Below are 15,837 nucleotides of genomic sequence, written 5' to 3'. Positions count from 1 at the left end.
AGTCGCGCGTGTGCTTTCAAGGCGAGCTGATGGGGAGTGTCCCGTAACAGGCCAACGCGTGAGGTATCAAATTCCGTGTGGCCCGTTCGCCTGGCACCGACCTGCGTTGACACAGGTCGGTGAAACCTACCTGTAAAAATGTAAAAACTCATGCAGGTGGTTACTTTAATTTCTGTAGGTATTTTCGTCGTTTAGATTGTCAGTCATTACCCGATAAGGTCGGGCGGCGATATATACTGCGCGCCATTCTTCAAGGGAGAGCCGTGTGGCCATCGATATTCACTGGATTCGCGACAACGATAGCCTCGGCCAGCATTGTGCCAAATGGCAGCATTTGCCATTTGTAGCCCTCGACACCGAATTTATGCGGGTCGATACCTTTTATCCGATTGCCGGTCTTATCCAGATTGGTGACGGCGAGCGGGCTTACCTGATCGACCCCCTGACCATCGACAATTGGCAGCCTCTGGCCGCCTTGTTGGAGAACACGTCAGTGGTCAAAGTGCTGCACGCTTGCAGCGAAGACCTCGAAGTGCTGTTGCGTCTCACGGGCAGTTTGCCGGTGCCGTTATTCGACACCCAGTTGGCAGCGGCTTATCTCAATCTCGGTTTTTCCATGGGTTATTCGCGTCTGGTCAAAGAGGTTCTCGACCTCGACCTGCCCAAAGGCGAAACCCGTTCTGACTGGCTGCAACGCCCACTGTCGGACACTCAGATCAGCTACGCCGCTGAAGATGCCCTGCATCTGGCTGAAGTGTATGTGCTGTTGCGTCCGCGTCTGTCGGATGAAAAGTACGCCTGGGTGCTTGAGGACGGTGCAGAGCTGGTTGCCAATCTACGCCGCGAAGTAGACCCTTATGAGGTGTACCGTGAGGCCAAGCTGGCCTGGAAACTGTCACGGGATCAGTTGGCGGTGTTGCGTGAGCTCTGCGCCTGGCGTGAAAAAGAAGCCCGTGCCCGTGACCTGCCACGTAATCGAGTGGTGCGTGAACATGCATTGTGGCCTTTAGCCAAAACCCAACCCGATAATCTGGTGTCGCTGGCGCGCATTGAAGACATGCACCCGCGTACCGTGCGTCAGGATGGCGAATTTTTACTGGACCTGATCAAGCGTGCTGGCAGTCTACCGCCTGAACAATGGCCACCCGTTGTACCTGAGCCCTTGCCGGTTGAGGCTGCACTGCTGATCAAACGCTTGCGCGCCGTTGGCCAGGAATTGGCCGAGCGTCTCAATATTGCGCCAGAGCTGATGCTGCGCAAAAAAACCCTGGAAGCGCTGGTAAAAAGTGGCTTTCCCAATGGGCCTTATCAATTGCCGGACTCACTGCGCGGATGGCGCCGTGAGCTGATGGGACAGGCGTTGCTTGATTGCCTGACCTGCGCTGGAGAACCTTCTTGAAACGTATTTGCTCGATCTATCGCAGTACCAAACGCAACGAAATGTATTTGTACGTGCTCAAGGCCGATGCCCTGGAGCGTGTACCCGAAACCCTGATGCTGGCTTTCGGCAAACCTGTTCACGCGTTTGATCTGGTGTTGACGCCGGAACGCAAACTGTCGCGCGAAGACATTACCAAGGTGTTGGATAACCTTGAAACGCAGGGCTATCACCTGCAAATGCCGCCTGCCGAAGACGAATACATTGAGCACTTGCCCGAAGAGCTTCTACGTCGCAACGACCCTATGTAACGGCTGCCTCAGGTGCCCGGGCCCGGGCACCTGTCTCACATTGACTGAATTTGATTGACGGTGGCCGAGCGCGACGGGGCAAACCTGGGCGATGGGCGCTGACAGTGTTTTAAGAAGGTTTAGAAGCATGCGCGTCCTGATTGCCGAGCACGATTACCCCCTTTACGCCAAGCTCCTCCAACAGGCTGCACCGCAGCTGGACATACAAACCAGTGGCGATTCTGCGCAGCTGGCACAAATGGCCGCTGATTGCCCCGTGTGGCTAGGGCAACCCGATTTATTGGCGACCCTGTTGCGCCAAGGGCACACGCCGCAATGGCTGCAATCGACCTGGGCCGGGATCACACCTTTGCTGGCGCCAGGCCTGGGGCGTGACTATCGACTGAGTCGGGCAGTGGGTATTTTCGGGCAGGTCATGGCCGAATACGTGTTGACCTACATGCTGGGTCACGAACGCGAAGTGATGGCGCGGCTGGTCAGTCAAGTCGAGCGCAAGTGGGACAGCCGAACCGGGCAAAGCCTGGTCGGTCGCAAGGTGCTGATTGTCGGTGCTGGGGACATTGGTCAAACCGTGGCGCAGTTCCTGCTTCCGTTCGGAGTGCAGTTGTATGCCATCGCCAGCAGCGCTCGTGAACAGGCGCCGTTTAAAGAAGTGGCAACCCTAAGCGACTTGCCGCGACTGGTCGGGCAGATGGATTACGTCATCAATCTGTTGCCCAACACGCCGGACACGCATGACTTGTACGATGCCGAACTCTTCGCGTTGTTCAACCCCAACGGCGTGTTTATGAACGTTGGTCGGGGTGTGGCGGTAGTGGACGCCGACCTGGTTGAAGCATTACGTCTGGGCCATCTGGCCGGTGCAATCATTGATGTGTGCCGTCAAGAACCGTTACCGGCCAAGCATCCCTTCTGGACAGCCTGGGGCTTGCTGTTGACCGGGCACAGCTCGGCACCGACATCGCCGCAGATGATGGTGCAACTGTTTGTCGACAATTTACGGGCGTTTCAAGCCGGTGAAACGACCTACGGCGAAGTGGATTTCGAGCGCGGTTATTGAGATTAAAACCTGTGGGAGCTGCCGCAGGCTGCGATCGGCAGTGTAGCCGTCGTAAATTCAGAAACAGCGGTTCACACGGTGAACCGCAGGCTCAGACATTGCGATCGTTGTGCAATCGAACGCTGCCTGCGGCGTCTGCTACGGGTCTTACAAGCTGAAATCGCCCTCGGCGACCAGCGTGCTCAGCGGTACGCGCTGGCTGGGCACTTCTTTGGCTTGCAAGTAATCCACCAGGCTTGCCTTGTCACCCCGTTTGCCGATGGCAACCATGGCCTGGACCGCATAACCCTCAGGGATTTTCAGCTCCTGGCGGGCACGTTCGTAATCCAGGCCACTCATGCCGTGGGTGTGCCAGCCGCTCAGGTGCGCTTGCAGCGCCAGATGACCCCAGGCAGCGCCTGTGTCGAAGGCATGGGTCGGCGCCGGCTTTTCTTCAGTGGTACCCGGTGCCGCAAACGTGGTTTTCGACACAATGACCACCAGCGCGGCAGCATGTTTGGCCCAACCCTGGTTGAACTCCACCAGCAAACTCAGGTAACGCTCGAACTCGGGGGTGCCACGCAACGCATACAAAAATCGCCAAGGCTGGGCGTTGTAGGCAGAAGGCGCCCAGCGTGCGGCCTCGAAAAAGCTCAGCAAAGTAGCTTTATCAATGGTTTCGTCGGTAAAGGCACGAGGTGACCAGCGTTGAGTAAATTGCTCGTCTATTTGATGTTCAGCAGTGCGGTTGGAAGCTGGCATTCACGTTTCCCGAGTGTGTAGGTGTCAGTGCAAAACTACTGTTACCGCTTCGATGTGACAAGTCCTGTTACACCGTCTGGCCCTAACACTTGGCTCGCGAGGCCTTGGGCACTAGACTGGCGGCCTTTTCCACTCCCCGATGTAGATGTTTGAGCCATGGCCGCAAAAGTTGAACCGTTCTGGATCCGCAAGACCCTCGATCAACTCGATCAAGAGGAATGGGAGTCGCTGTGCGACGGCTGTGGGCTGTGCTGCTTGCAAAAACTCGAAGACGAGGAGGACAACAGCGTTTACTACACGCGCATTGCCTGCAAACTCCTCGACTTGAAAACTTGCCAGTGCACCGATTATCCCAAGCGTCGGGACACGGTCCCCGATTGCATTCAGTTGTCGCCGGGCAAGGCCGAATCGTTCAAGTGGCTACCGCCGACGTGTGGTTACCGATTGGTCAGCGAGCGCAAAGATCTGCCGTTGTGGCACCACTTGGTTTGTGGCGACCCTGATGCCGTGCATCACGAGCGTATTTCCCAATCAGGGCGCATGCTCGCCGAAGGCAGCGTGGCGGAAGAGGACTGGGAAGATCATCTGATTTTCCGCGCCGGTTAAGTGCCGGAGCGGTGGCCAAAGGAGTGTGTATGCCGCTGCGTTACCAATTATCTCTGGGCTTGGCACTGGTGATGGTCAGCAGTCTGCTGTGGGCCGCCAAAAAAGTGGACCTGGACTATCACGTGCGCCTGTTGCCGCAAAGCAATCAGGCGCAGGTGCGTATGACGCTGGCGGATGGCGCTGCGGTGCGTAGTCTGGATTTCGATTTGGGCGCTACGGGCAGCTACAGCGACTTTAAAGCCGACGGCCAATGGCAGCTCAGTCCGGACGCTACCCATAGCCGAGGCCTCTGGCATCCGACGCCGGGCAAAGCCAGCCTGTCCTACCGCGTGCGCTTGAATCAATTACGTAAAAACGGCAGCTTCGAGACGCTGATTACCCCCCAGTGGGCGTTGTTTCGGGGCGAACAACTGGTGCCACCGGCTGCGCTGGATCAGCAGGACGGCACAGAGTTGGTGTCGCGTCTGGAGTTTGAGCTGCCTGATGGCTGGAAGAGTGTCGAAACCGCGTGGCCACGCATCGGCAAAAACCGCTTTCGCATCGATGACATATCGCGTTTATTCGATCGGCCCACGGGCTGGATGCTGGCTGGCACGCTGGGCAGTCGCCGCACCACCTTGGGTGAAACCGAAGTCACTGTCGCCGCCCCGAAAGGTCAGGGCATGCACCGCATGGATGTGTTGACCCTATTGACGTTTGTCTGGCCGCACGTTCAAGCCGTGTTCCCGCGCAATCCCGCCAAATTGTTGATCGTGGGGGCCGCGAGCCCGATGTGGAAGGGCAGTTCGGCGTCACGCAACTCGATCTATCTGTACAGCGGCTTGCCATTGGTCAGTGAGAGCGGCAGCAGCCCATTACTGCGTGAAGTGGTTCAGGTGTTCAGCGCCATCAACGATGAGCCGGGGCATGTATGGATTGGCGAAGGCTTGAGTGAGTACTACGCCATAGAGCTGATGCGCCGTGCCGGTGGCATGAGCGACGAGCGTTATCAGGCGTTGCAACACAGGCTTAATACTGCCGGCAAGGGGGTGACCCGTCTTCGTGGCCAGCAGGTAAGCCCGGCCATGGTGGCGAGGGCCGTCACACTAATGCAGGCCCTGGACCGCGAAATTCGTTTGCAAACCCACAACAAACGTTCGCTCGATGACGTCAGCCAGGCGCTGATGCGCATGGGCAAGGTCAACACTGAGTCCTTTGTTCAGTTGAGCGAAAGTGTATTGGGTGCAGATTCTGAAGTACTGGACACGCCTCTTTTGCGTTAATCCGGTGAGAGGGGGCGGGCAATAGACGAAGCGCCCCGTCAACTCTGTCAACTAGGATGCCGGCATGTGTTTGCGCAGACTTAGGGCCCTTTACCGGAGCCTCTTCCTATGTCGGCGTTAAAAAATACAGAGCTGTATGAATACCGATTTGATCCGCTTGATCGATGCATTGGCTTTACCTCGGAAGGCCGAGGGTTAACGCAGCGCTTTTATCATCTCGATCGTGTCGCCACTGAAACTCAGAGCACTGGGAAAACCAGTGTATTCCGGTGCGTTCACCAGTTATTGGCTCAGCAGTGTCTTGATCGCTCAACCTTGTTACTGGCCACCGATGTGCAAGGCTCGGTCATGAACGATTTGAGTAACCCCTTACACATCTCACTACGCTATACCCCGTATGGGTATCTTCATGACCCCAGCGTCGAGAGCAGTCTGCTGGGGTTTAACAGCGAGTGGCGAGATGAGTTGACCGGATACTACATGTTGGGCAATGGCTCACGTGTCTATAACCCTGGATTGATGCGCTTTTGCAGCCCCGACACGTTGAGTCCGTTCGACAAGGGAGGGGTTAATGCCTACGCCTATTGCTCAGGTGATCCGCTCAATTGGCAAGACCCCAGCGGCCATATTCGGTTACCTGTGCGTCTGACTTCTCTGGTGGCGTTATTGACTGCGGCGAATCCAGCTCAGGTGCCAAAGGCCATCAGCAAGGCGAAAGAGACCGTTACCCTGGCGTCTCAGGCCCTTGTCGGGAGTAAAAGTATTCCGGATTTCACTTCGGCAGGACGTCAGATAATTCACAGCGCAACTTCAGAACAGCCTTTAACTCAGACCTTTTCCCGCGCCTTGTCTTTGGTGAACCACAATCTGGCCAGCCATGGCATACCCCTTGATCGCGCTGCGGGTGCGCACTACGGCGCTCTTGTGAAGTCTGTAGAGGGAGGGGAAATCCACAATTCGACCGCCCACTTCAAAGCGGCCCACCATTGGATGACCAAAACCTTTGGCCCTGAAAGGGTCGTCGGTGTCACTTTCAATGTAGGCGGTGGGTTACTGGCGGGTGCCCACGATGCCAAAGCGCTAAAAACAGGTAATGCCATACGCGGACTCTGACGCGTTCCCCATTGCTCAACCTGTGGCGTCATTTGATACGCCGGTAATGCCTTGTTTCCGGGTGTAGAGAGTGTTTTTTACATTTTCTTTACGGCCCTGCTCCTGCTCAATCTCGATCCTTTACACCCTGACTCCTCACAATCCTCCTACACGCGGCGCATGCCGTTCTGGGGAGAGTTGTCATGGGTGTACTGGATGGAGTGTCACTGCTGCTGGCCCTCGGGCTGTTCGTTTACCTGCTGGTTGCGCTGTTGCGCGCAGATCGGAACTAGGAGCGGGTATGCACAGTTATGACTATGCGTTGGTGTTGGCCTTTTTTGCGCTGGTACTGTTGCCCGCACCTTGGTTGGGCCGTTTTTACTACAAGGTTATGGAAGGTCAACGGACATGGCTTACGCCTGTCGTCGGGCCTGTAGAGAAGCTCTGTTACCGCGTAGCGGGCGTTGACCCGAGCAGTGAGCAAAGCTGGCGCAATTATGCCCTGGCATTGCTGATGTTCAATCTCGCGGGTTTTTTGCTGTTGTTCTCGGTGCTGGTGTTTCAGCAATACCTGCCTCTCAACCCGCAGCAATTACCTGGGCAGGAATGGACTCAGGCGTTCAATACGGCAGTCAGTTTTGTCACCAACACGAACTGGCAAAGTTACAGCGGCGAAGCCTCGCTCAGTGACTTCAGCCAGATGGCCGGCCTGACTGTACAGAATTTTGTCAGCGCCGCCACAGGTCTGGCGGTGCTGGTCGCTCTGTGCCGCGGTATCAGCCGGCGCTCGGCAAGCACGTTGGGTAACTTCTGGGCCGACATGACTCGCGCTACGTTGTATGGCCTGCTGCCGCTGTGTCTGCTGCTGGCACTGTTTCTGGTGTGGCAGGGCGTACCGCAAACCTTCGCCCATTACGTCCACGCCGTGACGATGCAGGGTGCCGATCAGGTGATCCCGCTGGGACCGGCAGCCAGTCAAATTGCCATCAAGCAATTGGGCACCAATGGCGGCGGTTTCTTTGGCGTCAACTCGGCCCACCCGTTCGAGAACCCGACCGCGTGGAGCAACCTGTTCGAGCTGGCGTCAATCATTCTGATCCCGGTTGCACTGGTATTTACCTTCGGCCATTACGTTAAGGATTTGCGTCAGAGCCGGGCCATCATCGCCTGTATGTTGGCGCTGTTTCTGCTCGGCGGCGGCACCGCGTTGTATGCCGAATATCAACCCAATCCAGCACTCAACAGCCCACTGGTAGAGCAACACGCACCGCTGGAAGGCAAGGAAGTACGCTTCGGCACCACCGGGACGGTGTTGTGGACTCAAACCACTACCGCGGCTTCCAATGGTTCGGTGAACGGCATGCACGACAGCCTTAACCCGCTGAGCGGGATGGTTGCGCTGGTCAATATGATGGTCGGCGAAGTGATCTTCGGTGGGGTTGGCGCAGGGCTTTACGGGATGTTGCTTAACGTCCTTATCGCCGTATTTCTGGCCGGATTGATGATTGGTCGAACCCCGCAATACCTCGGTAAAAAACTTCAGGCCAAGGAGGTCCAGTGGCTGGTGATCACGCTGCTGGTGATGCCGGTCGGCGTATTGGTCCTGGGCGCAGTGGCGGCTATTTTGCCCAGTGCTGTGGCCTCGGTCAGTAACCCCGGCCCCCATGGCTTTAGCCAGATTCTTTATGCCTTTACCTCGGCCAGCGCCAACAACGGTTCAGCCTTTGCCGGGCTCAATGCGAATACCCCGTTTTACAACCTGATGCTGGGTGTGGGCATGTTGATCGGGCGCTTCGGCTACATCCTTCCCGTGCTGGCGTTGGCAGGCAGCCTGGCGCTGAAGAAAGCAGCCCCCATTGACCAGAACAGTTTTCCCACCCATGGCCCGCTGTTTGTGGTGCTGTTAACCATGACCATTTTGCTGGTGGGCGGCCTGACGTTCTTGCCCACTCTGGCCCTTGGCCCCATCGCTGAACAACTGACTCTGGGTTTCTAAGGACACGATGATGAATATGCCTGCTCCTGGTTCAAAGATTTCCCCCGTGCCTGAAGCCCATCCTCATGAGTCACCCAAGACGGCGTTTGCCGACCTGTGGCGACCGGCCTTATGGCAAGCGTTCGTCAAACTCGACCCGCGCCAGCTCAAGCGATCGCCGGTGATGTTGGTGGTGGAATTAACGGCTATTTTCACCACCCTGTTGTGCCTGCTACCGGAACCGGCAGTGCCCACTGCGGTGGCAGTGCAAATCGCCTTGTGGCTGTGGTTTACCGTGCTGTTTGCCAATTTTGCCGAAGCCTTGGCTGAAGGCCGTGGCAAGGCCCGCGCGGACAGTCTTAAAGCCGGCAGCGTCGGCTTGAGTGCGAGGCGCATGACCAGTGCCGGCAGTTTTGAAGTCGTCCCCGCCACGCGCCTGCGCAAAGGCGACGTGGTGCGCGTCGAAGCGGGTGAAATGATCCCCGGTGATGGCGAAGTGATAGAAGGCATTGCGGCCGTCAACGAAGCTGCGATTACGGGTGAGTCTGCGCCGGTGATACGAGAGTCGGGGGGCGATCGCTCGGCGGTCACCGGCAACACCCGGCTGGTGTCGGACTGGTTGCTGGTGCGGATCAGTGCCAACCCTGGCGAGTCGACTCTGGATCGCATGATTGCACTGGTCGAAGGCGCCAAGCGGCAGAAAACCCCCAACGAAGTGGCGCTGGATATCCTGCTGATCGGTCTGACCCTGATCTTTCTGATTGTTGTCGTGACCTTGCAGCCCTTTGCCTACTTTGCCGGTGGCAGCTTGCCGCTGGTGTTTCTGGTGGCACTGCTGGTGACACTGATTCCGACCACCATTGGCGGTTTGCTCTCAGCCATCGGCATCGCTGGCATGGACCGACTGGTGCGACTCAATGTGATTGCCAAGTCCGGCCGTGCGGTAGAGGCAGCAGGCGATGTGCATGTGCTGATGCTGGATAAAACCGGCACCATTACCTTCGGTAACCGCCGGTGTACGGCGTTGTATGCCTCTGCCGGCGTGACCGCCAAAGAGCTGGCAGAAGGGGCATTGCTGGCTTCGCTGGCGGACGAAACCGCTGAAGGCAAGTCTATCGTCGAGTTTATTCGCGGCCTGCACACCTTGCCGGAGCCTGACGCTGCTCAGTTCAGTGCGGTGCCTTTTACCGCTGAAACACGCTTGTCGGGTATCGACTGTCAGGGTCGGATCTACCGCAAGGGAGCGGTGGACTCGGTGCTGGCATTCGTAGGCCTGGCCCGCAACGAAGTACTGCCCGCCCTGTCGCGCGAAATAGACAAAATCGCTCAAAGCGGCGGCACGCCTTTGCTGGTCTGTGCCCAGGGCAAGTTGCTGGGGGCGATTCATCTTAAGGACGTGGTCAAGCCGGGGATACGCGAGCGCTTTGCCGAACTGCGCAAGTTGGGCATTCGTACGGTGATGGTGACGGGCGACAACCCGCTGACGGCTGCAGCCATTGCGGCCGAGGCGGGGGTTGATGACGTATTGGCTGAGGCCACACCGGAGAAAAAACTGGCGCGTATCCGCCACGAGCAAAATGACGGGCGACTGGTGGCCATGTGCGGCGATGGTGCCAACGACGCACCGGCCCTGGCTCAGGCGGACGTGGGTATGGCGATGAACGACGGTACACAGGCGGCACGCGAAGCCGCCAACATGGTCGACCTCGACAGTGACCCGACCAAACTGCTGGATGTGGTGCAGATCGGTAAAGAATTGTTGGTGACGCGCGGTGCGCTGACCACGTTTTCCATCGCCAATGACGTTGCCAAGTACTTTGCGATTTTGCCGGCCCTGTTCGCCTCGATCTACCCGCAACTGGGCGTGCTGAACGTGATGCACCTGCACAGCCCGCAGAGCGCGATCCTGTCTGCCATTGTGTTTAACGCGCTGATCATTGTCGTGCTGATCCCGCTGGCATTGCGGGGCGTGCGGGTGCAGGCGGCCAGTGCGGCGCAACTGCTGCGACGCAACCTGCTGATCTATGGCGTGGGCGGTTTGGTGGTGCCTTTTATTGGCATCAAACTGATCGACATGCTGCTCACTGCGCTGCATCTGGTTTAGGTTTTGGAGAAAAAATCATGACTTCATTATTACGCCCGGCCCTGAGCCTGATGCTGTTGATGACCGCCATTACCGGGGTGATTTACCCGCTGGCCGTGACTGGAATTGCCCAATTGGCCTTCCCCGAGCAGGCCAATGGCAGCCTGATCCATGGCCTTGATGGCCAGGTGCAAGGTTCGGCCCTGATCGCGCAAGATTTCAACGGTGAGAGCTGGTTTCATCCTCGGCCCTCTGCGGGAGCCTTTGCCACTGTCGCGAGTGCGGCCAGTAACCTGGCGCCAAGCAATCCGGCACTGGCCCTGCGGATCAAGGCCAGTGCCGCGGAGCAGGCGGTTGCGGATCAGGGGCCGGTGCCCTTGGCGCTGTTGACCACCTCGGGCAGCGGGCTCGACCCGCACTTGCCACCAGCGGCAATTCGCTATCAACTGGCACGCGTTGCGGCATCACGCGGTTTGCCAGAACAGACCGTCGAACAACTGGTGAAACAGCATATCGAACAGCCCCTGGTAGGTCCGCCAGTGGTCAACGTATTGCTGCTTAATCGGGCGCTGGCACAGATGGCGCCATAACCTGTAGCCGCTGACGAGGAACGAAGGCTGCGATCGGCGGCGTAGCCGTCGTAAAGTCATTCAATCCACGGTATCAGTAAACCACTTAACATTGGCGTTTCAGATAAATCACGCTGTTGGCACTTGCGACGATTGCATCGTCGAACGTAGCCTCGCATTACTCGTCAACTGCTACGGGGATCAGCGGCGTAGCGCCTTCAAATAACGGGTTAAATCTCATGTCGAACGCCTCGCGCGCCGATGCACTGTTAGCCGATTTACCCCGCGCGGGCCGTGGCCGACTCAAGGTGTTTCTGGGCGCGGCGCCCGGAGTGGGTAAAACCTACGCCATGCTGCAAGCCGCGCACACGCAATTGCGCCAAGGGGTAAAGCTGCTCGCAGGGGTGGTCCAGACCCACGGTCGGGCTGAAACCGAGGCGCTGCTCAACGGCTTGCCTCAGCAGCCTTCGTTGCGCTCGGAATACCGAGGGGTTCAGCTCGAAGAGATGGACCTCGACGGTCTGCTCGGCGCTAATGTGCAGTTGGTACTGGTGGATGAACTGGCCCACAGCAATGCCCCGGGCAGCCGGCACACCAAGCGCTGGCAAGATGTTCAGGAGTTGTTGGCGGCTGGCATCGACGTCTACACCACGGTCAATGTCCAGCATCTGGAAAGCCTGAACGATCAGGTGCGGGGCATTACCGGGGTACAGGTGCGCGAAACCGTACCGGACTGGATCGTTCAAGAAGCGTATGAGTTGGTGCTGATCGACCTGCCACCGCGTGAGCTGCTTGAACGCTTGCGCGAAGGCAAGGTGTATGTGCCGGAACAGGCGCGGGCCGCTATTGACGCCTTTTTTTCCCAGACCAACCTCAATGCCCTGCGCGAACTGGCCATGCAGACCGCCGCCGTGTACGTCGACGATGAGCTGGACAAAGGCTATCGCCAGCTCGGTCAGAGTGCGCCGGCGTTGCGTGGCCGGTTAGTGGTCGGAATTGACGGTGACGAGCAGGCCGAGCGACTGGTGCGCCATGCCAGTCGTGTGGCTGAACGTCGGCATTTGCCCTGGAGTCTGGTGCACGTTGATAACGGTCGCCCCCGCGACGAACAATCGCGGTTGCGTCTGCAAAGTGCCCAGCTTTTGGCTGAGCGCCTTGGCGGTGAAGTGGTGTTGCTGCGTGCCGGCGAAGTGGCCAAAACCTTGATTCAGCACGCCCGTGAACGGCGCGCCAGTTTGTTGCTGGTTGGCCAGTCGCGCTTGCGCTGGCACCGTCGCCTGCTGGGTGGAGGGTTGGCGGCGCGGTTATTGCGTGATGCTCATGGGTTGGAAATCAACGTGCTGGACCATGAGCAATCAACTGCCCCTGTCGCGCGTCGTGCCAGTCACTCGGTCGGCTGGTTTGACTACGCATTGGCAGTGCTTGCCACAGGATTGGCCAGCGCTTTGGCCTGGGGGGTGTCCAGCGTACTGGCGCTGCCCAATATCTCATTGGTGTTTCTCGCTGCTGTGTTACTGGTCGCGGTACGCAGCAGCCTGGGGCCTGCGCTGGTCTGTGCGGCGCTGTCATTTCTGGCGTATGACTTCCTGTTTATCCCGCCCAATTTTTCGTTCAGCATCCAGCGCGAAGAAGACGTGCTGACGTTGCTGTTTTTCTTGTTGATGGCGGCCCTCACCGGCAACCTTGCCGCGCGTCAGCGTCGACAGCTACAGGCACTGCGCGAAACTCAAGAAGAGACCACGCAACTGCTCGACCTGTCACGCAAACTCACCGCCGCCACTGACCGTAAAGCCGTGATCAGCGCAGCGGCTCAGCATTTCAGTGGCTGGAAGGACCTTGAGATGTGCCTGCTTAACCGCGATGGCGCGCAAGGCTGGCTGATAGAAACCGGCGGCCCGCTGCAATTCAATGAAGCCGAGCGCGCTGCCGCCGACTGGGCCTGGAGCCATGACCAGCCCGCCGGACAGGGAACGGATACCTTGCCGATCAGCAATTGGTGGTGGTGGCCCTTGACGGTGGAGGATGGCCCCCTGGCATTACTGGGTGTGCGTAGCCGCCCCGGTCAGCCGCTTAACGGGCAACGCCGGCGTTTGTTGATGGCGCTCAGCCAGCCGCTGGCGCAAGCATTGGCGCGTGCCCGGTTGGCGCAAGACCTCGAAGCGGCACGCTTGCACGGTGAGACCGAACAATTGCGCAGCGCCCTGCTGGCGTCCGTGTCCCATGACTTGCGCACGCCTTTGACCACCATGCGCGGCAGTATCGATACGTTATTGGCGCTGGGTGAGGCAATCCCTTTGCATGACCGGCGTGAATTGCTCGAAGGCACCCGTGACGAAGCGGAACGCCTTGATCGCTATATCCAGAACCTGTTGGACATGACTCGCCTGGGGCATGGGGCGCTCAAGCTGGCCCGCGACTGGGTTGCCCCGACGGATATAGTCGCCAGCGCCTTGAGCCGCTTGCGCGCGGTGCTGGCGCCCTTGCAGGTGCAGGTTGAGGTGCCCGGGCAACTGCCGCTGTTGCATATCCACGCGGCCTTGATCGAGCAAGCATTGATCAATGTGCTGGAAAATGCAGCGCGCTTTTCACCGCCTCAGGGGCGATTGGTATTGCACGCAGGTGCGGATGAGCGTGAGCTGTGGTTTGCCGTCAGCGATCAGGGACCGGGAATCCCAGAGGTTGAACGGGCACAGATTTTCGACATGTTTTACACCGCCGCCCGAGGCGACCGCGGTGGCCAGGGTACCGGGCTGGGGTTGGCGATCTGTCAGGGAATGGTCGGTGCGCACGGCGGACGCATTACGGTGGCTGAAGGTATTGACGGGCAGGGCACCTGCATCACCTTGTTTTTGCCATTGCCCGAACAGCCCGAGCCAGGGACTGAAGAGCTGGAACATGAAGACTGATACTCTTTGGCCATTCTTTATTCACGATGAGCAGCCATGAGCCAGAACGCGACTATTTTGGTCATCGACGACGAGCCGCAGATTCGTAAATTTCTGCGCATCAGTCTGGTTTCCCAAGGCTACATCGTGCACGAAGCCGCAACGGGCACGGAAGGTTTGAGTCAGGCTGCGTTGAAAAAGCCGGATTTAGTGGTGCTGGATCTGGGCTTGCCTGACATGGATGGCCAGCAGGTGCTGCGCGAGTTTCGGGAGTGGTCGAACGTGCCAGTCCTGGTGCTTTCAGTACGTGCCAGCGAAGCGCAAAAGGTTGAAGCGCTGGACGGTGGGGCCAATGATTACGTCACCAAACCGTTCGGGATTCAGGAGTTTCTGGCGCGGATTCGTGCGTTGTTACGTCACGCACCGGCAGGAGAAACCCTCGATGCAGCACTTTCGCTCGGCCCGCTGACCATCGATTTTGCTTTTCGCCGGGTGCAGCTCAACGGTGCCGAAGTGGCTCTGACGCGCAAGGAATACGCCGTGTTGGCACAACTGGCGCGGTACCCGGGGCGGGTCATTACCCAACAGCAATTGCTCAAGGATATATGGGGCCCCAGCCATACCGAAAACAGCCATTACCTGCGCATTGTGGTGGGTCATTTACGGCAAAAGCTCGCAGACGATCCCACCCGGCCACGCTTTATCGCCACTGAAGCCGGGGTCGGTTACAGACTGCTTGAGGTTTAGTGTTCCTGACTTTCGTAACGGTCCAGCGTGTCTTTGGCAATTTGCCGGCCCAGTTCGATCAATTCGGGTGCCTTGTAAAACTCGAAAAAGCGGCAGACCTTCTTCGGCACATTGATCAGGATGTCGGGCGGGTAACCGGCGATCTTGTACTGTGCCAACGAGGTTTGCATCACTTCAAAACTTTGGTTGATCAAATCCACCAAAGAGGCTGGCCCCACTGTATCAATCACCACCGAGCCGTCTGCCGAGTGGGGAGTCGCCGGGTCTGCCGGTTTGGGATTTGGGTAGGATGACTCAAGCCAGGGATCGCGTGGTGTTTGCGCAAGCGGCTCAATGATGGGTTTGAGCATTTCACGTTCCAGGTTGAGTAATTCCTCGACATGCCTGGTGCGGAACGGCATGCGCGATCCCAGCGAGCTGATCAAATTATCAAAACGCCCTTTAAAACTCGCAGGGCGCGCAATGACGGGCAGTTGGTAACTGCTTTGAATCGTCGAGTTCAGATTGACCGCGACGATCAGGTCGCAATGCCCGGAAACGACCGCCACGATGGGCAACGGATTGAGCAGGCCGCCATCGACCAGCATGCGGTTACCTTGCACCACCGGCGTGAACAGGCTCGGAATGGCTGCCGAAGCGCGCATGGCCTGATGCAGACAGCCTTGTTGAAACCAGACTTCCTGCTGGTGAGTCAGGTCGGTGGCAATGGCGGTGTAAGGAATGCGCAGGTCTTCGATATTCATCGGGCCGACAATGTTGCGGATATGCCCGAAAACTTTTTCACCGCGGATGGCACCCAACCGAAAGCTCACATCGACCAGACGCAATATGTCGAGGTAATCCAGGTTTTGAATCCAGTTGCGGTATTCGTCAAGCTTGCCGGCGGCGTAAATGCCGCCGACGACTGCGCCCATCGAGCAGCCAGCAATGCAGGCGATGTCGTAGCCGCGCCGCTCCAGCTCTTCAATGACACCGATGTGGGCATAACCGCGGGCACCGCCGGAGCCTAATACCAATGCAATACGCTTTTTCATGACTCGATCCTTCGACTGGCAGGTGAACATTGCCTGTGAGTGAAGTGTAGCGACAGCTCAAACTATTTCGGTGGGCTAGTATACGGATCAGTAC

The 15,837-nt window shown here is 58.1% G+C and carries 14 protein-coding genes; 12 read left to right on the top strand and 2 right to left on the bottom strand.

Translation table 11 applies throughout. From position 1 onward, the window contains the following. Positions 1–265: 265 nt before the first annotated feature. The 3 genes from rnd to FJD38_RS02390 all read left to right on the top strand — a co-directional run bounded on the left by rnd (position 266) and on the right by FJD38_RS02390 (position 2,749). Entirely contained in the window at positions 266–1,399 is a 1,134-nt protein-coding gene (gene rnd / locus FJD38_RS02400; RefSeq protein WP_146383811.1) for a ribonuclease D, read from the top strand. Then, the gene (locus FJD38_RS02395; protein WP_122784453.1) at positions 1,396–1,689 is read left to right on the top strand and encodes a YcgL domain-containing protein; all 294 of its coding nucleotides are present in this window, start codon (positions 1,396–1,398) and stop codon (positions 1,687–1,689) included. Before rnd ends, FJD38_RS02395 begins: the two co-directional genes overlap by 4 nt. Before the next feature lie 127 nt (positions 1,690–1,816). Beyond that, complete coding sequence (locus tag FJD38_RS02390; RefSeq protein WP_122784454.1) at positions 1,817–2,749, top strand: D-2-hydroxyacid dehydrogenase; 933 nt, start codon at positions 1,817–1,819, stop codon at positions 2,747–2,749. Positions 2,750–2,896: 147 nt separating this feature from the next. Here FJD38_RS02390 and FJD38_RS02385 read toward each other — a convergent pair whose 3' ends face one another. Next, positions 2,897–3,490, bottom strand: coding sequence for a nitroreductase family protein (locus FJD38_RS02385; RefSeq protein ID WP_122784455.1), 594 nt, complete (start codon positions 3,488–3,490; stop codon positions 2,897–2,899). Positions 3,491–3,646: 156 nt separating this feature from the next. Between FJD38_RS02385 and FJD38_RS02380 the strand changes: the two genes are divergently transcribed. From FJD38_RS02380 to FJD38_RS02340, 9 genes are all read left to right on the top strand, one after another. Further along, positions 3,647–4,096, top strand: coding sequence for a YcgN family cysteine cluster protein (locus FJD38_RS02380; RefSeq protein ID WP_122784456.1), 450 nt, complete (start codon positions 3,647–3,649; stop codon positions 4,094–4,096). Positions 4,097–4,125: 29 nt separating this feature from the next. Beyond that, complete coding sequence (locus tag FJD38_RS02375) at positions 4,126–5,358, top strand: hypothetical protein (protein WP_146383810.1); 1,233 nt, start codon at positions 4,126–4,128, stop codon at positions 5,356–5,358. A gap of 108 nt (positions 5,359–5,466) precedes the next feature. Continuing rightward, positions 5,467–6,471, top strand: a complete 1,005-nt coding sequence (locus FJD38_RS02370; protein ID WP_146383809.1) for an RHS repeat-associated core domain-containing protein — start codon at positions 5,467–5,469, stop codon at positions 6,469–6,471. A gap of 182 nt (positions 6,472–6,653) precedes the next feature. Beyond that, positions 6,654–6,743, top strand: a complete 90-nt coding sequence (gene kdpF, locus FJD38_RS02365; protein ID WP_146383808.1) for a K(+)-transporting ATPase subunit F — start codon at positions 6,654–6,656, stop codon at positions 6,741–6,743. An 8-nt stretch (positions 6,744–6,751) separates the two neighbouring features. After that, positions 6,752–8,446, top strand: a complete 1,695-nt coding sequence (kdpA, locus tag FJD38_RS02360; RefSeq protein WP_146383807.1) for a potassium-transporting ATPase subunit KdpA — start codon at positions 6,752–6,754, stop codon at positions 8,444–8,446. A 10-nt stretch (positions 8,447–8,456) separates the two neighbouring features. Continuing rightward, a complete protein-coding gene (kdpB, locus tag FJD38_RS02355) occupies positions 8,457–10,529 on the top strand; it encodes a potassium-transporting ATPase subunit KdpB (protein ID WP_425281160.1) in 2,073 nt (690 codons plus the stop codon). Positions 10,530–10,546: 17 nt separating this feature from the next. Continuing rightward, positions 10,547–11,098 (top strand): potassium-transporting ATPase subunit KdpC, encoded by a 552-nt coding sequence (gene kdpC / locus FJD38_RS02350; protein ID WP_146383806.1) that lies wholly within the window; start codon positions 10,547–10,549, stop codon positions 11,096–11,098. Between the two features lie 218 nt (positions 11,099–11,316). Continuing rightward, positions 11,317–13,983: a sensor histidine kinase gene (locus FJD38_RS02345; RefSeq protein WP_146383805.1), complete on the top strand. Its 2,667-nt coding sequence runs from the start codon at positions 11,317–11,319 to the stop codon at positions 13,981–13,983. A gap of 36 nt (positions 13,984–14,019) precedes the next feature. Continuing rightward, positions 14,020–14,709, top strand: coding sequence for a response regulator (locus tag FJD38_RS02340; protein ID WP_146383804.1), 690 nt, complete (start codon positions 14,020–14,022; stop codon positions 14,707–14,709). Here FJD38_RS02340 and FJD38_RS02335 read toward each other — a convergent pair. After that, a complete protein-coding gene (locus FJD38_RS02335) occupies positions 14,706–15,743 on the bottom strand; it encodes a patatin-like phospholipase family protein (protein WP_146383803.1) in 1,038 nt (345 codons plus the stop codon). The genes FJD38_RS02340 and FJD38_RS02335 overlap by 4 nt on opposite strands. Positions 15,744–15,837 lie beyond the last annotated feature (94 nt).

It is taken from the genome of Pseudomonas saxonica (genome assembly GCF_007858365.1).
In the GTDB taxonomy this organism is placed as follows: domain Bacteria; phylum Pseudomonadota; class Gammaproteobacteria; order Pseudomonadales; family Pseudomonadaceae; genus Aquipseudomonas; species Aquipseudomonas saxonica.
This window is presented reverse-complemented; position numbering and strand designations above follow the sequence as displayed.